19 protein-coding genes and 1 tRNA gene are annotated in these 21,425 nt (G+C 67.1%); 6 read left to right on the forward strand and 14 right to left on the reverse strand.

Going from position 1 to position 21,425, the window contains the following annotated elements; genetic code table 11:
• Positions 1-30: 30 nt before the first annotated feature.
• From fmt to ACQR10_RS15205, 3 genes are all read left to right on the forward strand, one after another.
• A complete protein-coding gene (fmt, locus tag ACQR10_RS15195) occupies positions 31-966 on the forward strand; it encodes a methionyl-tRNA formyltransferase (RefSeq protein ID WP_316216734.1) in 936 nt (311 codons plus the stop codon).
• A 116-nt stretch (positions 967-1,082) separates the two neighbouring features.
• Positions 1,083-1,820 carry a tRNA pseudouridine(38-40) synthase TruA gene (gene truA, locus ACQR10_RS15200; RefSeq protein ID WP_316216733.1) on the forward strand — a complete coding sequence of 246 codons (738 nt, stop codon included), beginning with the start codon at positions 1,083-1,085 and terminating at the stop codon, positions 1,818-1,820.
• A 154-nt stretch (positions 1,821-1,974) separates the two neighbouring features.
• The gene (locus ACQR10_RS15205) at positions 1,975-4,032 is read left to right on the forward strand and encodes a methyl-accepting chemotaxis protein (protein WP_316216732.1); all 2,058 of its coding nucleotides are present in this window, start codon (positions 1,975-1,977) and stop codon (positions 4,030-4,032) included.
• Positions 4,033-4,049: 17 nt separating this feature from the next.
• Here the strand turns inward: ACQR10_RS15205 and dapE are convergent, their stop codons facing one another.
• The 10 genes from dapE to rpmH form a co-directional block, all read right to left on the reverse strand.
• Positions 4,050-5,204: a succinyl-diaminopimelate desuccinylase gene (dapE, locus tag ACQR10_RS15210; protein WP_316216731.1), complete on the reverse strand. Its 1,155-nt coding sequence runs from the start codon at positions 5,202-5,204 to the stop codon at positions 4,050-4,052.
• A gap of 59 nt (positions 5,205-5,263) precedes the next feature.
• On the reverse strand, positions 5,264-6,109 hold the full coding sequence (gene dapD, locus ACQR10_RS15215) for a 2,3,4,5-tetrahydropyridine-2,6-dicarboxylate N-succinyltransferase (RefSeq protein WP_316216730.1): 846 nt from the start codon (positions 6,107-6,109) through the stop codon (positions 5,264-5,266).
• A 348-nt stretch (positions 6,110-6,457) separates the two neighbouring features.
• Positions 6,458-7,153 carry a pyrimidine 5'-nucleotidase gene (locus ACQR10_RS15220; protein ID WP_315800475.1) on the reverse strand — a complete coding sequence of 232 codons (696 nt, stop codon included), beginning with the start codon at positions 7,151-7,153 and terminating at the stop codon, positions 6,458-6,460.
• 220 nt (positions 7,154-7,373) lie between these two features.
• The gene (locus tag ACQR10_RS15225; RefSeq protein WP_316216729.1) at positions 7,374-8,435 is read right to left on the reverse strand and encodes a DUF1036 domain-containing protein; all 1,062 of its coding nucleotides are present in this window, start codon (positions 8,433-8,435) and stop codon (positions 7,374-7,376) included.
• 125 nt (positions 8,436-8,560) lie between these two features.
• On the reverse strand, positions 8,561-9,457 hold the full coding sequence (gene argB, locus ACQR10_RS15230; protein WP_315800474.1) for an acetylglutamate kinase: 897 nt from the start codon (positions 9,455-9,457) through the stop codon (positions 8,561-8,563).
• A gap of 75 nt (positions 9,458-9,532) precedes the next feature.
• Positions 9,533-9,904: a DUF423 domain-containing protein gene (locus ACQR10_RS15235; protein ID WP_316183285.1), complete on the reverse strand. Its 372-nt coding sequence runs from the start codon at positions 9,902-9,904 to the stop codon at positions 9,533-9,535.
• Positions 9,901-10,560 (reverse strand): ribosome biogenesis GTP-binding protein YihA/YsxC, encoded by a 660-nt coding sequence (gene yihA / locus ACQR10_RS15240; RefSeq protein ID WP_316216728.1) that lies wholly within the window; start codon positions 10,558-10,560, stop codon positions 9,901-9,903. Before yihA ends, ACQR10_RS15235 begins: the two co-directional genes overlap by 4 nt.
• Positions 10,561-10,698: 138 nt before the next feature.
• The gene (gene yidC, locus ACQR10_RS15245; RefSeq protein WP_316216727.1) at positions 10,699-12,564 is read right to left on the reverse strand and encodes a membrane protein insertase YidC; all 1,866 of its coding nucleotides are present in this window, start codon (positions 12,562-12,564) and stop codon (positions 10,699-10,701) included.
• Between the two features lie 22 nt (positions 12,565-12,586).
• Positions 12,587-12,988: a ribonuclease P protein component gene (rnpA, locus tag ACQR10_RS15250; RefSeq protein WP_315800470.1), complete on the reverse strand. Its 402-nt coding sequence runs from the start codon at positions 12,986-12,988 to the stop codon at positions 12,587-12,589.
• 31 nt (positions 12,989-13,019) lie between these two features.
• Positions 13,020-13,154 (reverse strand): 50S ribosomal protein L34, encoded by a 135-nt coding sequence (gene rpmH / locus ACQR10_RS15255; protein WP_006609582.1) that lies wholly within the window; start codon positions 13,152-13,154, stop codon positions 13,020-13,022.
• Between the two features lie 500 nt (positions 13,155-13,654).
• Here rpmH and ACQR10_RS15260 point away from each other — a divergent pair, with 500 nt between their 5' ends.
• From ACQR10_RS15260 to hisC, 3 genes are all read left to right on the forward strand, one after another.
• Positions 13,655-15,130: a sensor histidine kinase gene (locus ACQR10_RS15260; protein WP_315715364.1), complete on the forward strand. Its 1,476-nt coding sequence runs from the start codon at positions 13,655-13,657 to the stop codon at positions 15,128-15,130.
• Between the two features lie 269 nt (positions 15,131-15,399).
• Positions 15,400-15,476, forward strand: a tRNA-Arg gene (locus ACQR10_RS15265).
• Positions 15,477-15,569: 93 nt separating this feature from the next.
• Positions 15,570-16,637, forward strand: coding sequence for a histidinol-phosphate transaminase (hisC, locus tag ACQR10_RS15270; RefSeq protein ID WP_316216726.1), 1,068 nt, complete (start codon positions 15,570-15,572; stop codon positions 16,635-16,637).
• 236 nt (positions 16,638-16,873) lie between these two features.
• On the opposite strand, the gene ACQR10_RS15275 is transcribed toward hisC, so the two are convergent.
• From ACQR10_RS15275 to ACQR10_RS15290, 4 genes are read right to left on the reverse strand one after another with little or no spacing between them, the layout of a single operon-like run.
• Entirely contained in the window at positions 16,874-17,698 is an 825-nt protein-coding gene (locus tag ACQR10_RS15275; protein ID WP_410051421.1) for an NAD(+)--dinitrogen-reductase ADP-D-ribosyltransferase, read from the reverse strand.
• Complete coding sequence (locus ACQR10_RS15280) at positions 17,695-17,856, reverse strand: hypothetical protein (RefSeq protein WP_315800467.1); 162 nt, start codon at positions 17,854-17,856, stop codon at positions 17,695-17,697. Before ACQR10_RS15280 ends, ACQR10_RS15275 begins: the two co-directional genes overlap by 4 nt.
• On the reverse strand, positions 17,857-19,047 hold the full coding sequence (locus ACQR10_RS15285) for a vWA domain-containing protein (RefSeq protein ID WP_316216725.1): 1,191 nt from the start codon (positions 19,045-19,047) through the stop codon (positions 17,857-17,859).
• A gap of 5 nt (positions 19,048-19,052) precedes the next feature.
• The gene (locus tag ACQR10_RS15290) at positions 19,053-21,425 is read right to left on the reverse strand and encodes a DUF5682 family protein (protein WP_316216724.1); all 2,373 of its coding nucleotides are present in this window, start codon (positions 21,423-21,425) and stop codon (positions 19,053-19,055) included.

The following is a 21,425-nucleotide window of genomic DNA, read 5'->3' on the forward strand; positions in this document are numbered from 1 at the left end:
CGGCAGGACGAAGCCTCGGGGGCGCACCAGATGCCGCTTCGCCTGATCTTCATGGGCACGCCGGATTTCGCCGTGCCGACCCTGCTCGAGCTCGCCGGCCACGGCCACGAGATCGTGGCCGTCTACACGCGCGCGCCGAAGCCCGGTGGCCGCCGTGGCTTGGCCTTGGTCCCGACTCCGATCGAGACCGAGGCGCGGCGGCTCGGCATTCCCGTGCTCACGCCGAAGACGCTGAAGACCGAGGACGCGCTGGCTGCGTTCCGCGCCCACCAGGCCGACGCCGCCGTCGTCGTCGCCTATGGCATGATCCTGCCGCAGGCGATTCTCGATGCACCGAAACTCGGCTGCTACAACCTCCACGCCTCGCTGCTGCCGCGCTGGCGCGGCGCCGCGCCGATCAACCGTGCCATCATGGCAGGGGACGCCGAAAGCGGCGTGATGGTCATGAAGATGGATGTCGGTCTCGACACCGGCGACGTCGCGATGGCCGAGCGTCTGCCCATCACTGACGCGATGACGGCGTCCGACCTGCACGATCGCCTGTCGCGCATCGGCGCCGACCTGATGGTGCGGGCGATGGCCGCGCTGGAGCGCGGCGGGCTGACGTTGACGAAGCAGGCCGAGGACGGCGTGACCTATGCGGCCAAGATCGAGAAGGCCGAGGCGCGGATCGACTGGACGAAGCCGGCGCATACGGTGCTGCGTCACATCCACGGCCTGTCGCCGTTCCCCGGCGCCTGGAGCGAGGTCATGCTCGATGGCGAGGCGGCGCGTTTGAAGATCCTGCGCTGCGCGCTCGCCGACGGCCGGGGCGAGCCGGGCGCCGTGCTCGACGAGCAGCTCACCATCGCCTGCGCCGACGGCGCCATCCGCGTGACCGAGCTGCAGCGCGCCGGCAAGGGCCCGATGAAAGCCGCGGATTTCCTGCGCGGCACGCCCGTCGCGCCGGGCCGGCGCTTCGGCTGACCAATTCAGCTCGTCATGCGCGGGCTTGACCCGCGCATCCATCTCGCGAACAAGCTTCGTCCATGGATGGATTGCCGGGTCAAGCCCGGCAATGACGGCCAAACGCGATCGAGGCGATGCCCCGCTACAAGCTCACCATCGAATATGACGGCGCGCCGTTCTGCGGCTGGCAGCTGCAGGCGACCTTGCCGTCGGTGCAGGGCGCGCTGGAAGCGGCGGTGCAGGCGACCTGCGGCGTGCCGACGCGCGTGCACGGTTCTGGCCGTACCGACGCCGGCGTCCACGCCATGGGGCAGGTCGCGCATTGCGACATCGCCAAGGAGTTCCGCCCCGACAAGCTGCGCGACGCACTCAACGCGCATCTGCGGCCGAACCCGGTTGCGGTGCTCCATGCCGAGATCGTGCCCGACAGCTTCGAAGCGCGGTTCTCCGCGCGGAAGCGGCACTACCGCTATCGCATCGTCAATCGCCGCTCCAATCTTGCGCTCGAGGTCGGCCGCGTCTGGCGCGTGCCGCAGCGGCTGGATTCGGAGGCGATGCATGCGGCGGCGCAGCGGCTGCTCGGCAAGCATGATTTCACGACCTTCCGCGATACGGAATGTCAGGCGAAATCGCCGGAGAAGACGCTCGATCAACTCGATGTCGTGAGGGACGGCGATGCGATCACCATCCTCACCTCCGCGCGCTCCTATCTGCATAGCCAGGTGCGCTCGATGGTCGGCTCGCTGGTGTGGGTCGGGCAGGGCCGCTGGACCGCAGATGATCTCGCCGCCGCGCTCGCCGCGCGCAATCGCGCCGCCTGTGGCGTCGTCGCGCCACCGGAAGGGCTCTATCTCGTGAAGGTCGACTATTGAGGTCGTTCCCGCGTGGAACCCGGCCCGTCGCGTACCGCGACGAGAGGCTGTCCTAATTAGTTGCTGCTTCGAGTTGCGCGATAGGCCTCATTAACTTCAAATTGAATCCCTCCCTGCTATCCGGACCTCAGGCTGCTCTCCAGCGAGGTCGATCGTGCGCATTCGTCAAGTCTTCCTGCTCTCTCTGCTGCTCGGGGCCGTCATCGGCCTGCTCGCCACCGTGCTGTTCGCCTGGCAGCAGCTGACCTCGCTGCAAGCGGCCCGGACCGCGGGCGCCGATGCGCAACTGCTGGCCGCCATGCTGCGGCTCCCGGAAAAGCTCAATGTGGAGCGCGCCTGGATCAATCCGCGACTGGCATCGGCCAACCCGGCGACGGCGGAGGAGCTCGCGGGGCTCAAGAAGATCACCGGCGGCTCCGATGAGGCGCTCGCCAAGGCGCGCAGCCTGGCGCAGCTTCGCGAGGACGTCGCAGCGCTCGATTCGATCGAGCAGAAGCTGCGCACGCTGCGCGGCGCGGCGCTCGATGCCGTGGCCGAGCCCAAGGCGTCCCGGTCGGAGGCCGTCGTCCGCGACTACGTGCCGCAGATGTTCACGGTCCAGGAAGCCACCGGCAGCCATGTCGAGGTGATCGTGCGCCGGATCAATGCGGCCAACCCCGCCGTCGGCCAAGCCGCACGGCTCGCCGTGATCGGATGGGATCTGCGCGATTGGGCCGGCCGCGCCACCACGACGCTCATTCGCATGATCGCCACCAAGCAGCCGATGGCCGGCGAGCCGGCCGAGGCGCTCGCCGCGTTCAAGGGACGCATTGAGCGGATCTGGGCGACGGCTAAGCTTGCCGCTGCCGAGATCGATCAGAAGCCGATCTTCGCAGCGATGACCGGGGTGGAAAACGGCTATTGGGCGCGCGGCGGCGAGCTGTATACGTCGCAGGTGGCGCCGAATCGCGGCAAGGTGCTCGAGCTCGACCCCGATCAATTCCTGCGGTCGCTGTTTCCGATCCTCGACACCATCCTGCCGCTGCGTGATGCCGCGCTGACCGAGGCGCTGCGCCAGAGCGAGGCCGCGATCGGCGACGCCCAGCTCCGCTTCGTGCTGGCGCTCATTCTGCTCGTCGTCAACATTGCCGCCGCTGCGCTCGGAACACTCTGGTTCAACGCTCGGGTCATCAAGCCTCTGTCCAACCTGACCGAGCTGATCGGGCGCATCGCCAGCGGCGCGCGCGACGTGGAAATCGCCTACCGCGACCGCACCGACGAGGTCGGTACGCTCGCCCACGCCATCGGCGTTCTGCAGGAGAAGTCGGCCGAGGCCGATCGGCTGGCGTTGCAGGGTGCTGATGCCGAGGCGCGGCGCGATGCGCGGCGGCAAAAGATCGAGGCGCTCACCCGCCGCTTCGGCGACGTCATCGACACGCTCTGCGGCCGGTTGAGCGACGCCGCCAGTGGCCTGAAACTCTCGGCCGAGACCCTCGACGGCTCCGCCAGCACCACGGCATCACGTGCCACCGCCGTGGCCGATGCGGCGGCGCAGGCAACCTCCGGCGTCAACACAGTCGCGGCGGCCTCCGAGGAGCTCGACGCCTCGATGAAGGAGATCACCCGGCAGATCGCGGAAGCCGCGTCGGAATCCTCCAACGCGACCAGCCAGGCGCTCGACACCACCGACAAGGTCCGCACGCTGGCCGGCAGCGCGACACGCATCGGCGACGTCGTCCAGCTCATCCGCGCCATCGCCTCGCAGACCAATCTGCTGGCGCTCAATGCCACGATCGAGTCGGCGCGCGCAGGCGAGGCCGGCAAGGGTTTTGCCGTCGTCGCATCCGAGGTGAAGAGCCTGGCGTCGCAGACCAGCAAGGCTACCGAAGAGATCGAGAGCCAGATCGCCGCGATTCAGGACGAGACCGGCAGCACGGTCGCCGCAATCGAGAAGATCGCAGCCGTGGTGAATACGATCAGCGGCGTCACGGGAGCTGTCGCGACGGCCGTGGCCGAGCAGAGCGCTACGACACGCGAGATCGCCCGCAGCGTGCAGCAGACGGCGAGCGGTACCAACGACGTCTCGTCGTCGATTGCGCTGGTCAGCGCGGCCGCAGCCGAAACCCGCGGCTCGGCGCGCTCACTGCTCGATTCTGCTGCCAGCCTAGCCGGCCAGGCGACGGATTTGCGCCGCGAGGTCGATCAGTTCCTGGCGGAGGTGAAGGCCGCCTGATCGGAGCGGCACGCCGCTCACGCGAAGTAGCGATCGAGAATGCCGCGATAGATCTTCGTCAGGGTGGCGATGTCGGCGACCGAGGCGCGCTCGTCGATCTGGTGCATGGTCTGGCCGACCAGGCCGAACTCGATCACCGGGCAGTAGCTCGAGATGAAGCGCGCGTCCGAGGTGCCGCCGGTGGTCGATAGCTCGGGCTTGCGGCCCGTCACGCTCTCGATCGCGGCAACCGCGAGGTCGGTGAACGGTCCGGGCTTGGTCAGGAACACGTTGGAGTTCGACGGCATCCAGTCGATGCGGGCGCGGATGCGGTTGCCGCAAGCCTTGGCCAGCCGCTGCTCGATCAGCGCGCGCAGCGACTCCTGCGTATGGCAGTCGTTGTAGCGGATGTTGAACTTCGCCCGCGCCAGTCCCGCGATGACATTGGTCGCGGTGTTGCCGACGTCGACCGTGGTGAATTCGAGGTTCGACGGCTGGAATTGCGCGCTGCCATGGTCGAGCGGCTCGTCCGAAAGCGCGACGATCAGGCGCGAGATATCCGGGACCGGGTTGGAGGCGCGGTGCGGGTAGGCGACGTGGCCCTGCTTGCCCTCGACGATCAGGGTGCCGGACTGCGAGCCGCGGCGGCCGATCTTGATGCAGTCGCCCATGACTTCTTGATTCGACGGCTCGCCGAGCACGCAATGGTCGAAGCGCTCGCCGCGCTCGGCCGCCCATTTCAACAGCTTGATGGTGCCGTTGATCGAGACGTCCTCCTCGTCGCCGGTGATCAGGAACGAGATCGAGCCCTTCGGCCGTCCACCATTGTCGTGCAGATAGTCGAGTGCAGCCGCCACGCTGCAGGCGATGCCGCCTTTCATGTCGACGGCGCCACGGCCATAGATGTAGCCGTCCTTGACCTCGCCGGAGAATGCGCCAAGGCTCCACGCAGCCTCGTCGCCGGGCGGCACCACGTCGGTGTGGCCGGCGAACGTGATGTGCGGCCCCTCGGTGCCGATCCGGGCGTAGAGATTGTCGACGTCGGCGGTGCCCGCTTCCGAGAAGGTCACGCGATGGGTCTGGAAGCCGGCTTGCTTCAGCAGGTCCTCGAGCACGCCGAGCGCCCCGGCATCGGCGGGGGTCACGGAGGGACAGCGGATCAGGTCGCGGGTGATGGTGAGGGCATCGGTCATGCCCTCGCTTAACATGGGCGTTCGGGCGGCGGCTAGTGCGGCCGCCCGGACGTGGACGATCAGTCGCGCAACAGCTCGTTGATCGAGGTCTTGGAGCGGGTGCGCTCGTCGACGCGTTTGACGATGACGGCGCAGGCGGTGGACGGGCCGATCTGGCCGTTCTTCATCGGCTTGCCCGGCAGCGCGCCCGGCACCACGACGGCATATTCCGGCACCTCGCCGACGAAAACCTCGCCGGTCTCGCGGTCGACGATCTTGGTCGAGGCGCCCAGGAACACGCCCATCGACAGCACCGCGCCCTTGCGCACGACCACGCCCTCGGCAACCTCGGAGCGCGCGCCGATGAAGCAGTCATCCTCGATGATCACGGGACCGGCCTGCAGCGGCTCCAGCACGCCGCCGATGCCGACGCCGCCGGAAATGTGCACGCGCTTGCCGATCTGGGCGCAGGAGCCAACCGTCGACCAGGTGTCGACCATGGTCGCCTCGTCGACATAGGCGCCGAGATTGACGAAGGACGGCATCAGCACGACGTTCTTGGCGATGAAGGCCGAGCGGCGCACGATCGCGCCGGGCACGGCGCGGAAGCCGGCGTCACGGAAACGGTTCTCGCCCCAGCCCTCGAACTTCGACGGCACCTTGTCCCACCACGACGCCTGGCCGGGGCCGCCGGGGACCACGCTCATGTCGTTGAGGCGGAACGACAGCAGCACCGCCTTCTTGAGCCACTGGTTGACGCTCCACTTGCCGTCCGTGCCCCGCTCGGCGACCCGGGCCTCGCCCTTGTCGAGCAGCTCCAGCGCGCTCTCCACGGCGTCGCGGACCTCGCCCTTGGTCGTGGTCGAGACGCCATCACGGGCATCGAAGGCGCTGTTGATGGTGGATTCCAGGGCGGACAGTGACATCGGTCGATCCTCGCTTGGTCCCGGGCCGACCGGGATAGACTTGTAGAAGCTGGGGGCAGGGCGGCTTTTTCCGGGTTTGGGGTAAGGGAGTCAAGGCACCCACCGGCGTCGTCCCGGACAAGCGGAGCGCCCGGCTGTCGCTATTGAGACGACTTTATATCGCGAGCGCCGATCCGGGACCCATAACCACAGGGAGACGTGTTGGGCACATCCTTAGCCACTTGCGTGCCCACACATCCGCCGGTGGTTATGGGTCCCGGGTCAAGCCCGGGACGACACTGAGTTTGTCGGACGCCCATCGCACCTCAGGACCGCCGGCGGCTTCGCTTGTCCGGACGACAGCGAGGGTTAGGCCTTCACCAGCCGCTGCAAGAACCCGGTCAGATCGTCCGTCACATGATCCACATGCGGATCATCGCGGCCCGACAGCTCCCAATCCTCGCGCACCACCTCCTTGGTGCCGTCCGGTACGACGAGCACCGTGGTCATGCCGAGGTCGTGCGGGACGACGAGGTTGCGGGAGAGGTCCTCGAACATTGCGGAGCGCGTCGGATCGACATCGTGCAGCCGGACGAATTTGTCATAGGTCTCGCGCGCGGGCTTCGGTGTCAATTCGGCGGCGATGATGTCGAACACGCCATGGAAATGGTCTGCGATGCCGAGCCGGCTCAGCACCGCGCCGACATGGTCCACCGAGCCGTTGGTCAGGATCAGCTTGCGTCCGGGCAGTCGCTCGATCGCCGCGCCCATCGCCGAGTTCGGCTCCAGCGGCGAATGGTCGATCTTGTGCACGTAGGCCAGGAAGTCGTCGGCATGCACGCCGTGCTCGGTCATCATGCCGCGCATCGTGGTGCCGTAGCGGCGGTAGTAGTCCTTCTGGATGCGGCGCGCTTCGTCCGCATCGACCTTGAGCCAGTTGGACACGAATTCGCCGATCCTGGCATCGACCTGCTGCCACAGATTGACGTGATGCGGATACAGCGTGTTGTCGAGATCGAACACCCAGGTGTCGACGTGATCGAAGGCGCGGGGGGACTTTGTCATGTGTGCCTCGGTCCATCATGCGTGGGTTCATTCGGCCACAGTGGCGCGGCATATTCCGCTGTCGTCCCGGCGAACGCCGGGACCCATACCGCGTGATCTGTCTTGAGGCAGGATGGCTGACGCTGGCGGCCCAAACCACGGCCGGTGGCTATGGATCCCGGCGTTCGCCGGGATGACGGCGGAATTTGTTGCGGTATCCCGGGACTCATCGATGCGTCCATCACGGCAACGCAAACCGCAGCGTCTTGCCGCCGCGGGTGATGTCGACCGAAGTGAAGCCGGTGGCCGCGAAGCCGCGGCTCGGGCAGTCGCCCTGCTCGGAGGTCTCGAACTTGTTCTCGCGGGTGCAGAGCTGCACCAGGCCGCCCCAGTTCAGCGGCTTGTTCTTCAGCTTGATGGTGCGGTTCTCATCGTCGACTGCCTCGGCGAAGCTGTAGACCTTCTTCGGCTGTCCGGTGATGTCGGGATGCAGGCACTTGCCGGCATCGATGCGGTACCAGCCGCGGCTGACGACAGTCCGGCCGTCGTCGGTGCCGACCGCGGCCATCACCTTGTGAGGTGTGTCGTTGCACCAGGTCAGGCCGGTCGGCGACGGTGTCTGTACCGCGTCCACCATCGTGGCGAAGAACGTCGGCTGCGAGACGACATCGGAGGACAGGCCTCGGCTCTTCAGAAAGGCGGCGAGCGCGGCCTGCGTCTTCGGTCCGTCGACGCCGTCGATCGGTGAGGCGTCATAGCCGGCGATGCCGAGCAGCCGCTGGATGCCGGCGAGCCGCGCCTGCTCGTCGTCATATTCGGCGCTCTCGGCGAGATAGGCGATCAGGGTGCCGTCATCGGTCTTGCTCGGCGTGACCTGTGTGAAGGCCGCCGGCGTCTGCCCGGTGCGGCACTGCCGGGCGGCGGCGATGACGAAATTGTCGGGCGCCACGCACAGCTGGTCGTTGCCGTTCTCGGCGAGCGGCGACGCGCCATACAGGCTGAGCGCGCGCGCATGGAGGAGGATGCGGTCCGCCGTCAGCGTCCCCTGCAGCACCACGCGGCAGGTCGCCGGATCGAGCCGGAACCAGCCGCGCGTTGCGGTCGCCGCCTTCTCGTCGATGCCGATTGCGGCCTCCACAACGTAGCTCATGCGATTGCAGAGCTTGAGGTCGGCGCGGGCAGGGGTGGTGAAGGCGAGGAGCGGAAGGAGGACCGTTAGGGCAAGTAAAGCGCGCGCCAGGATGGACTTCGCTCGTCCACCTCCCTCTCCGCCGTCATGGCCGGGCTTGACCCGGCCATCCATCTTTTTGCGAGCACCAGAGAGTAAGGCGTGGATGCCCGGGCCTTCGCCGCGCCGAAGCGGCTTCGGCCGCGCAGGCGGGTCAAGCCCGGGCATGACGACCTTTAATGTGGTGGCGGCCGTGCCCATCACTTGTGGATCAGCGTGCCCGTGCCCTGGTTGGTGAACAGCTCGAGCAGCACCGCGTGCGACACCTTGCCGTCGAGGATGACGACGCCCTGCACGCCCTGCTCGAGCGCGTAGATGCAGGTCTCGACCTTGGGGATCATACCGCCGGAGATGGTGCCGTCGGCGATCAGCTTGCGCGCGTCCTTGATCGAGATTTCCGGGATCAGCTTCTTCGACTTGTCGAGCACGCCGGGCACGTCGGTCAGCAGCAGCAGCCGCTTGGCCTTCAGCGCGCCGGCGACGGCGCCGGCGAAGGTGTCGGCATTGACGTTGAAGGTCTGGCCCTCCTTCGAGGTCGCGAGCGGCGCCAGCACCGGGATCAGCTCGTAGCCGATCAGCTGGTTCAGCAGCGTGAGATCGACCTTGTCCGGCTCGCCGACGAAGCCGAGATCGACCACCTTCTCGATGTGGCTGTCGGGATCGACCATGGTGCGGGTCGCCTTGACCGCGCGCACCATGTTGCCGTCCTTGCCGCACAGCCCGACGGCCTTGCCGCCAGCCTCGTTGATGTAACCGACCAGCTGCTTGTTGATCGAGCCGGCCAGCACCATCTCGACGATCTCGATGGTCGCGGCATCGGTGATGCGCAGGCCGGCCGCGAATTCCGAGACGATGCCGAGGCGCTTGAGCATGGTCGCGATCTGCGGCCCGCCGCCATGCACCACCACCGGGTTGATCGCGGTCTGCTCGAGCAGCACGATGTCGCGCGCAAACGCCTTCGCGGTGTCCTCGTCACCCATGGCGTGGCCGCCATATTTGATGACGATGGTTTCGTCGTCATACTCCTGCATGTGCGGGAGTGCTTCGGACAGGATGCGGGCCTGATCGAGCGGGCTGATGGTGGTCGCGTCGGTCATGTCTGGGAGGTCTCGGCTGTCAGGGGCGTCGCGCCGCGTTCTAGCCGATTGGAGCCCGCGGCGCAAAGCGCCGGATCAGGCCCGCCGCGGCCACAGCGCGCAGACCGCGAGTGCGAGCCAGCTCGCGATCTGCAGGCTGCCGCCGATCGGTGCTGCGAACGGAAACAGCCGGTCGCCGGTGAACTGCCGCATCAGGAGGTCGCCCGCGAACAGGGCTGGGCCGAGCACGAAGCCGATCGCCGTGGCCAGGCCGATGCGCCTCGCGACGACGCCGCGTTCGGCCAGCGCGATGGTGCCGAGCAGGGCGCAGGCATGGAACAGCAGCATGGTCGAGGCGGTCGCGAGCCGGGATGCATCGGGATCGTGCGCGGCCTTGGCCGCCAGCGCGACGCCGGCGGCGCCCATCAGCCCGGCCATTGCGACCAGGATTCGCCACGGCGTCATCATGTGCTCCGCTCTTCCAGCAGCCGCACCATGGCGGCGCGCAGCTCCGGCATGCCGGTGCCGGATCGTGACGACGTCGCCAGCACCTGCGGGAACGCCGCCGGATGCTTGGCGAGCGCGGCTTCGGTCTCGGCGATCCGGCTTGCGAGCTCGGCCGGCTTGATCTGATCGGCCTTGGTCAGGACGAGCTGATAGCTGACGGCGGACCGGTCCAGCGTCTTGAGGATCTCCTGATCGACTTCCTTCAGCCCATGACGGGCATCGATCAGCACATAGACGCGGGCGAGCGAGGCGCGGCCGAGCAGGAATTTGTGGATCAGCTCGGTCCAGGACGCGACCTTGGTCTTCGCCGCGGCGGCATAGCCATAGCCGGGCATGTCGACCAGCCGCAGCGGCGCATGCTCGGGCCCCTCGAAGAAGATCAGCTCCTGGGTGCGGCCCGGCGTATGCGAGGTGCGCGCCAGCGCGTTCTGGCCGGTCAGCGCGTTGATCAGGCTGGATTTGCCGACATTGGAGCGGCCGGCGAAAGCGACCTCGATCGCCCCCATCGGCGGCAGGCTTTCGATCGACGGCGAGGCATGGGTGAACCGCCATGCCTGCGCGAACAGCTTGCGGCCCTTTTCGATCAGCCGCTCATCCGCATCGGCGCTGGTGGTCATGAAACGCTCTCGCCTCGTCATTGCGAGCGAAGCGAAGCAATCCAGGGCTGAGCAAGGATTCTAGATTGCTTCGTCGCTGCGCTCCTCGCAATGACGGCCGCCACCGGCGCCGCCGACTTTCTCACGCCGCCTTAGTCGTCACGCCGCTTTTTTTTTAAACGTGCCGCGGATGTTGTCGAACAACTCCACTTTCACGCCATTGCGGCGCATGATGAAACTCTGCTGCAGCACCGACAGCGTGTTGTTCCAGGCCCAGTAGATCACGAGACCGGCCGGGAAGCCCGCGAGCATGAAGGTGAAGATCAGCGGCATCCAGTTGAAGATCATCGCCTGGGTCGGATCGGGCGGCGTCGGGTTCAGCTTCATCTGGAACCACATCGTGATGCCCATGATGATCGGCCAGATGCCGAGCGCGAGGTAATGGCCGAACACCGGCAGCTGGGTCGGATCGAAATGCAGCAGCCCGAACAGCGTGAACAGATTGGTCGGATCCGGCGCCGAGAGGTCCTTGATCCAGCCATAGAACGGCGCATGCCGCATCTCGATGGTGACGAAAAGCACCTTGTAGAGCGAGAAGAACACCGGGATCTGCAGCACGACCGGAAGACAGCCGGCGACCGGGTTGATCTTCTCCTTCTTGTAGATCTCCATCATTTCCTGCTGCTGCTTCATCCGGTCGTCCGGATAGCGCTCCTTGAGCGCCTGGAGCTGCGGCTGGATCGCCTTCATCTTCGCCATCGAGGCATAGGACTTGTTGGCGAGCGGGAAGAACAGGAGCTTCACCAGCACCGTCACCAGCAGGATCGAGATGCCGAAATTGCCGAAGAAGCGGAAGAAGAAGTCGAGCGCCAGGAACATCGGCTTGGTCAGGAAGTAGAACCAGCCCCAGTCGATCAGCAGATCGAAATGGTTGAGCGCGAGCTTCTGATTGTAGCCGCCAAGGCCGCCGATCGGGAAATTGATGCCGACGACGCCGGCCTCCTTGGCGCCGGCGAACAGCCGCGTGGAGACGCTGGTCGAGCCGCCGGCCGGCACCGTCTGCGGGGTCTCGACATAGTCCGTCTGGTAGCGATGCTGGTTGTCGACCAGCTTCGACGAATAGTTCGCCTGCAGGCGGGCATCCGTCATGGGCAGCAGCGCCGCCGCCCAATATTTGTCGGTGATGCCGAGCCAGCCATTGGTGACGTCGAACTTCGCCGCCTTCTCGTCGTCCATCTTCTTGTAGGTGAATTCCTGCAGGCCCTTCTCGCCGAGATAGCCGATCAGGCCTTCGTGCAGGATGTAGTAGCCGGACACGTGCGGCGTGCCGTGGCGCGAGATCAGGCCGTAGGGATACAGCGTCACCGGCGCGTTGCCGGCATTGGTGACGTCATCCTTGATGGTGAAGAGATAGTGGTCGTCGACGGAAATGGTGCGCTGGAAAGTCAGGCCGTCGCCGTTGGTGGTGGTCAGCTTCACCGGGGTCGACGGCGTCAGCGCATTCGAGCCGTCCTGCTGCCAGACCGTGTTCTGGTCGGGCACCTGCACCTTGGCGCCGGCGGCGTTCACCCAGCCGAACTCGGCGTAATAGGGTTCGGCGGTGTTGGACGGCGAGAACAGCACGATCGCCGGCGATTTCGGATCGACCGTCTCGCGGTACTGCACGAAGGCCAGATCGTCGATCCGCGCGCCCTTGAGCGAGATGCTGCCGGTCAGCCGCGGCGTGTCGATCTTGACGCGCGGCGTGGCGGCGATGGCGGTGTCGCGCGGCATCACGCCGGTGCTGGTCACGGCGCCGCCCGGCGCGCTCGGGCTGCCGGTCGCGGTCGCGCCCGGCTGCGGGGTGGCTGACGGCGCGGCGCTGTCGGGCTGGGTTGCCGGCGCCTGCTTCTTGGCGAGCTCGGCCTGCATCTGCGCCTGCGCGCGCTGCTTCTCCATCTGCGGGCCGTTGTAGAAGACCTGCCACAGGATCAGCACGAGGCCGGATAGAATGACGGCGAGGATGGTGTTGCGATTGTCGGTCATCGTTTTCTTATCGTCTCGTCGTTCAATCCGGTTTGCGGGAATGCGCGTCCGGAGCGGAAGCGTTCTGCTGGTTCAGCTTGCGCGGCTGCGGCTTGGCCTGCGGCCGGTCGAGGCGGCGGAGCGTCGCCTGGAGGTCGGCGAGCATGGTCTGGAAATCGCGTGACAGGGCATCCCGCCGGCCGACCAGCACGTAGTCACTGTGCGGCCGCATCGACAAGGGATCGAGCCGTTTCACAAGCTCGCGCAACCGCCGACGGATGCGATTACGCTCCGTGGCGGTGCCATTCTTCTTGGTGACGGTAAAGCCGATCCGGACCGGGCCCTGGTCCGGCCGTTCCCGGCGCTGGACCACGAAGGCAGGGCTGTTCGCCCGCACGCCATCGGCAACGGCGAGGAAGTCCGCCCGCTGCCGTAGCCGATCCATGATGGAAATCTCCGGGACAGACGCCCTGGCTTCAGGCGCTGAGACGCTTGCGGCCCCGGGCGCGACGCGCGGCAAGGACCTTGCGGCCGCCGGTGGTGGCGAGACGGGCGCGGAAGCCGTGACGGCGCTTGCGCACCAGTTTGCTGGGTTGATAAGTCCGCTTCACGGGTCGTTCTCCGCTGACGGGCAATTTGCCAGTTGACAACTTGCCTGCTTGAAATGTCGATTGATGTCCGGTGATGCTTCCGGGCCCGAAATGGACCGCTGCCGGCCCTGAAATCGAGCCGCTCCCGGGCGAGCCGGGTCATCGCGGACGGTTGGCGCGGCTTATAAGGGAGCGTCCCGCCTTCGTCAATCGCGGCAAGGCGTCATAGGCGGTGCAGGGATCGACGACGCCGAGATCTCGTAAAGACCTTCGTCACCAGCCGCGGGTCAGCGTCGCGAACGACACGAGGCAGGACGAGAACGCAAGACCCTGCGCACAAGACGAAGGCAAGAATAGCCTCGGCGCGGCGGGGTTGAAGATGTCAGAGATCGTGCAGTTTTGGGTTCCATTATGAACGATTTGGAAACCGGAACATGAGCGATCCGTAATTTGACCGGACTCCGGTGCAGTCCCATCTTGCGGTCCCGTAAGGGTGGGGGTGTCTCTTACAAGGGCGATACGTGACCGAGAGCGACAACCAGCCAATCCTGGAGCGTCTGCGACCGAAACGGTCGCGCCGGCTCGGCTTGTCTGGAAAGCTGCTGCTGTTGACCATTCCGCTGGTGATGATCGCGGAGGTGCTGATCTACGTGCCGGCGATCGCCAATTTCTGGACCAACCGGCTCAACGACCGCCTGGCGGCCGCCAATACCGCTGCGCTGGTGCTCGACGCCGCACCGTCCGGCATGGTGCCGGATTCGCTGGCGCGGCAGATCCTCACCTCCATCAACGCGCGCGGCGTCGCCATCAAGATGGGCCAGCAGCGCCGTCTGCTCGCGAGCGCCGACCTGCCCGCCTCGATCGACCACGACTTCGACATGCGCGACATGACGGCGTGGTCGTCGATCGTGAACTCGCTGACGATGATGACGGAGACCGGCGATCACACCATGCGCGTGATCGGGCCGGCGCCGGGCCGGGCCCAGTTCATCGAGGTGGTCACCGACGAGAAGCCGCTGCGCAAGGCGATGTACCGGTTCTCGCGCAACCTGCTCGGCGTGTCGCTGCTGCTCGCGGTGCTGACCGCGGCGCTGGTCTATCTTGCTCTGCATTTCCTGTTCGTGCGGCCGATGCGGCGCCTCACCGCGAGCCTCGTCGGCTTCCACGAAAATCCGGAGAGCGTGGCGCGAATCATCGTGCCGAGCCAGCGTTCCGACGAGATCGGCGTCGCCGAGCGCGAGCTTGCCGACATGCAGCGCGACCTCGTCTCGATGCTGCATCAGAAGAGCCGGCTCGCCGCGCTCGGCCTCGCCGTGTCCAAGATCAATCACGATCTGCGCAACCTGCTGGCCTCGTCGCAGCTGCTGTCGGACCAGCTCGCCAGCGTGCCAGATCCGCGGGTGCAGCGCTTCGCGCCGAAGCTGATGCGCTCGCTGGAGCGCGCCATCGCGTTCTGCCAGTCGACCTTGTCCTACGGCAAGGTGCAGGAGCCGGCGCCGGACCGCCGCATGGTGGTGGTCGAGCCCGTCGTCGCGGAGGTGCGGGAGACCGCTGGCCTGTCGCCGGATGCCTCGATCACCTGGATCGCTGCGATCGAGCGCGGGCTGAAGATCGATGCCGATCCCGACCAGCTGTTCCGCGTGCTGCTCAACCTGGTGCGCAATGCCGCCCAGGCCCTGGACAGTCTCGCGGCGGATGCCGGCGTGCGCCAGATCCGCATCACTGGCCGCCGCGAGGGCGGGGTGGCGATCCTGGAGGTCTCGGACACGGGTCCCGGTGTCCCGGCGAAGGTGCGAGAGCACCTGTTCGAGGCCTTCCGCGGTGCCGGTCGTCCGGGCGGCTCGGGGCTGGGCCTTGCGATCGCGGCCGAATTGGTCCGGGCCCATGATGGCGACATCCAACTGGTCGAAGGGACCCTGGGGGCCACCTTCCGAATCACGATCCCTGACCGCCCTGTCGAGCTGCAGACCTTCTGGACCGAGCGCGCCAGCGCCTGAACCGGACCGGCCCACCTGCCATTCCGGCGGGCGATGCCGCAGGCGTCGAGCCCGGAACTCCTGGCGTGTCGGAACGAGCCCGTCCGCTCCGGCCATGCCAAACCGTGCCGGCGCGTCTGCGGAAAAATGGTCGCAAAATGTCCCGCTCCAGCCTTGCCAAGCGGTCTCCGAGCCGTTAGTCAGGGGCCCTTCGCGAGGCCTGCCGGCGTTTGCCGCTCCGGCCTTCCGGGATCCGGCCCCTGGCCCGGAGCCTGCCAAATGCGAAAAACGCGCCCGTAGCTCAGCTGGATAGAGCATCAGACTACGAATCTGAGGGTCGGACGTTCGAATCGTTCCGGGCGCGCCATTTGCCGATGATCCACACCACGTTCAGTTCGCACGACCATCGCTTCCGATCGATGCGTCGATCGGCGGATCTCGGGTGCGCAGGAGAACAATCGTGAGTCGCTTCTGGTCAGAGCTCGTTCATGGGCTGTCGCCCTATGTGCCCGGCGAGCAGCCGCAGATCCCGGGCCTGGTCAAGCTCAACACCAATGAGAGCCCGTTCGGACCCTCGCCCAAGGCGATCGAGGCCATACGGGCGGCCGCTGCCGACACCTTGCGGCTGTATCCGGATCCGCAGGCAACGCAGCTGCGCGAGGCGCTCGCGGCCTATCACAAGGTCTCACCGGAGCAGGTGTTCGTCGGCAACGGCTCGGACGAGGTGCTCGCGCACACCTTCGCGGCGCTCCTGAAGCAACCCGCGCCGCTGCTGTTCCCCGACGTGACCTACAGCTTCTATCCCGTGTATTGTCGCCTGCTCGGCATCGACTACACGACCGTTCCGCTCAATGCCGAGATGCGCGTGCGTATCGACGATTATGTCGGTCGCCCCGGCCCGGTGATCATCGCCAATCCGAACGCACCGACGGGCATCGCGCTGCCGAGCGCCGAGATCGCGCGACTCGCGGCGGCGCGTCGCGACGCGGCCGTCGTCATCGACGAGGCCTATGTCGATTTCGGCGCCGAGACCGCGATTCCGTTGATCCGCGACTACCCCAACCTGCTGGTGGTGCAGACGATGTCGAAATCGCGCGCGCTCGCAGGACTCCGCGTCGGCTACGCGATCGGCGATGCCGCGCTGATCGAGGGCCTGACGCGGGTCAAGGACAGCTTCAACTCCTACCCGCTCGGCCGGCCCGCCCAGGCCGGCGCGATCGCCGCGATCGAGGACGAGGCGCACTTCCAGCAGGCGCGCTCGGTCATCATGAAGAACCGCGCCGACCTCACCGCTGCGCTGGTTCGTCTCGGCTTCGAGGTGCTGCCGTCCAGCGCCAATTTCGTCTTCGCCCGGCATCCGGACCATTCCGGCCAGGCGCTGTCCGCAGCCTTGCGCCAGCGCGCAGTGCTCGTCCGCCATTTCACCGCCCCGCGGATCGCGAACTATCTGCGCATCACGATCGGCTCGGAGACGGAGCTTGCGCGGCTGACGGACGCGCTGCGCGAGGTGCTGGCGAAGAACGATTGAGGGCCGTGGCTGAGACGACGATCGGTCGGAGCGGATCCGCCACGGCCGGCACACTCTGCGACGTCTGGATGCCCTTGCTCCAAGACATCAGGCCCGAAGCGCGCGCAATCTCCAGCAGCCGGGACACCTGCACGTGAATGTCCGCCGTCACGTCGCGGTCGAGCCTGTCGCGCCAGCGCGCAGGAATGGCCGCCAGCGCGCGTTCCTCGACATCAGGCGCGTCATGCGGAGCCTGCTCACACATAGTCGACGCTCACGCGGTAGTCGCCGCCGATCACGAGGTATTCGCCTTCGCCCTTCAGCGCATGTGACGACAGCAGGCCGTTGAAGAACACGATCTTGCTGACGGGAATCCTCGCGGTGAGAATCATGTCGCCGAAGCAGCCCGCAGTGTCGCGGTCGGAGGAGAACGAGACGAGGTTGTTGAGCCGGACCACCGCCTCGCGCCGTGTCGTTTGCTCCACGATCCAATGCTCGTCGAACGAATTGACGCCGCGATGCAGCGTCAGATGCGTCTCGTCCGGAAAGGCGAAGCGGCGGATCGCCCATTGGCAGAATTCGAACAGCAGATCGAGTTGCACCCAGATTGCATTGTTGTGGAAGCGGCTCGACATCTTCTCCTGGACATAGGTCGTCCAGGCCCGGCTTGCCACGCGTTCGATGATCTCCTTGTGGTAGGACGGACCGAGGCCGAACCGGCTCTCGACCCAGCCCTTGAGCACGGCGCCTTCCGGGCCGTTGCTGTCGAAGCCCCAGCCCTGGATCAGCCGCAGGAAGGACGAGCGGAAACGCCGCTGGCCGCCGGACGTCGTGGCGCGTTGCTCAGGATCGAGGCCGAACATCGCCATCATGTAGGTGGTGAAGGCTTCGCCGGCTTCGGCGAGATGTTCGGCCTGATCGAGCATCGTGAACAGGCTGGGGTTCATCTCCGTGACGCCCCAGATGTGCAGCGGCACCGCGCTGTCGTTGAAGGCACAGCTCGCCAGCCACGCGGAGGGACGCCCGACGAGATTGGTCGAATGGCCGATGCCGCGGTGGGCGCGCTGTGCTGCGTCGTTCATGGCCGGCATGATGCCGTGTGGCAGGCCGAGAGCGCAATCCTCGTGGAGTCGTCGAGGAGCATCAGCCAGATGACCAGCAATCCGCCGGCCAAACCGACCACGGGCAGGACCGCATAGCGCCCGAGTTGCAGGATGCAGATGAGAACCAGGCGCTTCATTCACACGCCCTGATCACCGTCCTCCGGCCGCACCAGCTTGATGTCCTGCGCTGCGGCCCACGACCAGATGTCCTGGCGCTTCAGCGCGGTTGCCATCAGCTCGGGAAACTGGTGCGGCGTGCAGGCGAACACCGGGCAGCCGAGCGAGGCCAGGATCGCGGCATGCTTGGCGTCGTAGGCCGGCCGGCCATCGTCGTTGAGCGCGAGCAGCACGATCAGGTTGACGCCCGACGAGACCAGCGCCTTGGCGCGGGCCAGCATCTGCTCGGCGATGCCGCCCTCGATGAGATCGCTGATCAGCACCATGTGCGTGCGCGCGGGCTCGCGGACCAGGCGCTCGCAATAGGCCAGCGCCTGGTTGATGTCGGTGCCGCCGCCGAGCTGCACCGAGAACAGCACCTCGACCGGATCGGTCAGCTCCTCGGTGAGGTCGATGATGTTGGTGTCGAATACCACGAGCTTCATCGCGATCGCCGGGATCGAGGCCAGCACCGCGGCGAAGATCGAGGAGTAGACGACGGAGGTGCCCATCGAGCCCGACTGATCGACGCACAGGATCACCTCCTCCAGATTGGTCCGGCGCGCGGCGCGCGCGTGCCCGATCAATGTCTCCGGCACGATGGTGCGATGCTCGGCCTGCCAATGGCGCAGGTTCTTGCCGATCGTGCGCGGCCAGTCGATGTCGCCGGCGCGCGGACGGCGGGTGCGGCGGCGGCGGTCGACCGCGCCGCGGATCGTCTCGGTGGTGCGGGCATCGAGCTTTTCCATCAGCTCCTTCACCACCTTGGCGACGACTTGGCGCGCCGTCGCCTTGGTCTTCTCCGGCATCACCGCGCGCAGCGCCATCAGGTCGGCGACGAGATGCACGTCGGCTTCGAGGGCGGCGAGAAACTCCGGCTGCAGCAGCATCTCCTTCAGGCCGAGCCGTTCGAACGCGTCCTTCTGGATCACCTGTACGACCGGCGCGGGAAAGAACTCCCTGATGTCGCCGAGCCAGCTCGCGACACGCGGCGCCGATCCGCCGAGGCCGCCACGTCGGCTGCCGCCGCGCTTGCCGCCGGAGCCGGCGTCATAGAGTCCGGCCAGCGCCGCATCGAGCCGCCGATCGCGATCGGACAGGCCGGCCTGGTCGTCGCCGCCGAGCACGAGGCGCCAGCGGCGGTTTCGCTCGGCATCTGCATCACTGCTCATGTCGATCAACCCTTCATCGGCCGGTCGGCGCCCAGGATCGTCAGCAGCAAGGGCAGGGCGGCGTCGAACCCGGCCGCACGGGACGGCAGCGGCGCGAGCGGCTGCAACGGCGTGGCATCGATCGACGCCGATGCCGCCAGCGGCCGTTGCCTGGCCAGCTCGTCGAGCAGGCGCCGCCGCTCGTTGCGGTCGAAGCTCGCGAAGGCACGGCGCATCACCGGCAGCAGGTTGTTGAACGCCTCGTCGTCGATCGCAGCCAGCCAGCCGTCGATGATCCGGCGCAGCATCTGGTCGTGCAGCAGCAGCTGGCCGCTCTGGCCCAGAAACCCGTCGAGCCAGTCGCCGGCCTCCAGGGTCGGCACGCTGTGGGAGAGCGCGCGCGACAGTGCCAGCGCGGTCTGCTCCGGTGAGACGATGCCCTGATCGTACAGCAGGCGGCTCGCCAGGCCCTTCACCAGCGGATGCGCCGTCGCATCGGCGGCGACGTGCAGCAGCGCGCGGCTCCAGCCGTCGCGCAGGCCGCGATCCTCGATCAGCCCGATCGCGACGTCGAGCCGCGCCAGCCTGCCGCGCAGATCGGCGGCGACGTCGGCCTGCAGGTTGCGGCAGGCATAGACGAGGCCGGCACAGATCGCCTCGACGAGGCTGGTCACCAGCAGGCGCAGCGCCTCGGTCGGCAGCGCCCGCGCGGTGCCGTAGCGCAGGATTTCGGCGAGCGGCGGCACGGCCTCGGTGAGATCGGCAACATCGCTTGTCGCGGCCGAGCGCTGCTGCAGCAGCGCGATCGTCGTCTCGGCCGCCTCGCCCAGACCCGCTTCGAGACAGCCGCGCACGATGTCCGCGACGGTGTTCAACGAGGTCGCCGCCTGCGCGTGGGTGACGGCGGCATTGCCTGCGGCCTGCGCGACGGTGGTGCCGTGCACCAGCGCCTCGACGAGACGAACCGAGAATTCCGGCTCCCAGCGCAGCCGCCAGTTCTCGCGAAAGGTGCCGCGGCTCTGCCCCGATCCCTGCAACCGTCCCCACGGCACCTGGATCAGGGCGAGGCGATGCAGGAGCTGCGACTTGGCGAGCCCCGCCTCGCTGCGCAGGTCGAGCGCGATGTCGCTGTCGAGCGCCTCGGGCTTCAGCTTCAGCTTGCGTTGCCAGCGCGCGAGATCTGCGGCGAGCGGCATCTGCGGCACGCTGTCGTCGATCTCGCCGACACGTTGCCCGATGATGAGCTGCTGCTCGATCAGGCGGAACGGCGCCGTCTCGCCTTCGCAAAGCGTGGCAAGGCTCGCCTCGCGCATCTCGGCCAGTCCCGGCAAAGCGATGTCACGCAACGCGGCCAGCGTGATCGCGAGCCGGGACGCTTCGATCACGGAGGCCGTCGATGCCGGCCGGCCATTCCGGCGCAACAGTTCGGCGACGCGCGCCTGCCAGCGGGTCGTGAAGCCGGTAGCGTCGAGCGCGGCGACCTGACCGTGCTGCAATCCTTGCCAGAGATGCGCGTACCAGCCGGGCGAGATCACGCCGGCGCCATAGCCGGAGCTCGCGGCGAGCCGCGTCTCGGTCCAGGGCACCCACGTCGCGGTCACCTTGATCTGCGGCAATCCCTTCAGCAATGCGCGATCATCCTTCAGCGCGACCTTCTTGCGCAGCGCCGGCACGTGCCAGGCGCCGCAGATAACGGCGACCGTGCCGTCCTGCGCGCTCAGCGCCGCTGCGATTTCCAGGCGCATGTGCGCTTCGCGGCGCAGCTCGCGCTGGGCTTCATCGGCCGGCTGATAGGGCAGGGGATCGATCGTCTCGCGCAACGCCGCGATGGCAGCTTCCAGCGCCGCAAAGATCTCCGGTCCATGCGTGCCCTGCTCGACGATCGCGTTCCACCAGGACTCGCTGTCGTCATAGCCGGCGAGCGTCGCGAGATAGGCCAGCGGATCGCGCCGGATCTGTGCCAGCTCCGGATCGGTGGCCTCGGGCTGCTCCTGCGCAGCCGCGTTGGCGTCCTCCGGCGTGGCCTTGCCTTCATCGCTCTCCGGCTTCGCCGCCTTGGCCCGTTCGGCCAGCCGATGCGATGCCGGCAGATCGATGAAGCGGACCGGTCGCTGCTTCGCCAGCGCCCAGCGGATCGCCTGCCATTCCGGCGAGAACACCGCGAACGGAAAGAAGCTGGCGTTGCTCGCATCGTCCTGCGCATGCACCAGCAAGGCGATGGGCGGCACCATCGCCGGCGATGCGGCGAAGGAGATCAGCTCATCGGCATCCGGCGGTCCCTCGATCAGCACGACCGCGGGATCGGCCGCGTCGAGCGCAGCCAGCACGGCGCGTGCCGAGCCGGGTCCGTGATGACGGATGCCGAGGAGGTGCAGGCGATCGGGCGAAGCTGCGGCCAC

It is taken from the genome of Bradyrhizobium sp. HKCCYLRH2060 (assembly GCF_051168135.1).
Taxonomy (GTDB): domain Bacteria; phylum Pseudomonadota; class Alphaproteobacteria; order Rhizobiales; family Xanthobacteraceae; genus Bradyrhizobium.

What these genes read in the sequence shown, in the direction of transcription:
- yidC (WP_316216727.1), bottom strand. Translation starts at nt 12,564, where the DNA reads ATGACCGACAATCGCAACACCATCCTCGCCGTCATTCTATCCGGCCTC.
- ACQR10_RS15275 (WP_410051421.1), bottom strand. Translation starts at nt 17,698, where the DNA reads ATGAACGACGCAGCACAGCGCGCCCACCGCGGCATCGGCCATTCGACC.
- yihA (WP_316216728.1), bottom strand. Translation starts at nt 10,560, where the DNA reads ATGACCACCAGCGCCGATGCGGATGAGCGGCTGATCGAAAAGGGCCGC.
- ACQR10_RS15225 (WP_316216729.1), bottom strand. Translation starts at nt 8,435, where the DNA reads ATGGATGGCCGGGTCAAGCCCGGCCATGACGGCGGAGAGGGAGGTGGA.
- dapD (WP_316216730.1), bottom strand. Translation starts at nt 6,109, where the DNA reads ATGTCACTGTCCGCCCTGGAATCCACCATCAACAGCGCCTTCGATGCC.
- argB (WP_315800474.1), bottom strand. Translation starts at nt 9,457, where the DNA reads ATGACCGACGCGACCACCATCAGCCCGCTCGATCAGGCCCGCATCCTG.
- dapE (WP_316216731.1), bottom strand. Translation starts at nt 5,204, where the DNA reads ATGACCGATGCCCTCACCATCACCCGCGACCTGATCCGCTGTCCCTCC.
- rnpA (WP_315800470.1), bottom strand. Translation starts at nt 12,988, where the DNA reads ATGGATCGGCTACGGCAGCGGGCGGACTTCCTCGCCGTTGCCGATGGC.
- ACQR10_RS15280 (WP_315800467.1), bottom strand. Translation starts at nt 17,856, where the DNA reads ATGAAGCGCCTGGTTCTCATCTGCATCCTGCAACTCGGGCGCTATGCG.
- ACQR10_RS15220 (WP_315800475.1), bottom strand. Translation starts at nt 7,153, where the DNA reads ATGACAAAGTCCCCCCGCGCCTTCGATCACGTCGACACCTGGGTGTTC.
- truA (WP_316216733.1), top strand. Translation starts at nt 1,083, where the DNA reads ATGCCCCGCTACAAGCTCACCATCGAATATGACGGCGCGCCGTTCTGC.
- ACQR10_RS15285 (WP_316216725.1), bottom strand. Translation starts at nt 19,047, where the DNA reads ATGAGCAGTGATGCAGATGCCGAGCGAAACCGCCGCTGGCGCCTCGTG.
- fmt (WP_316216734.1), top strand. Translation starts at nt 31, where the DNA reads ATGCCGCTTCGCCTGATCTTCATGGGCACGCCGGATTTCGCCGTGCCG.
- ACQR10_RS15235 (WP_316183285.1), bottom strand. Translation starts at nt 9,904, where the DNA reads ATGATGACGCCGTGGCGAATCCTGGTCGCAATGGCCGGGCTGATGGGC.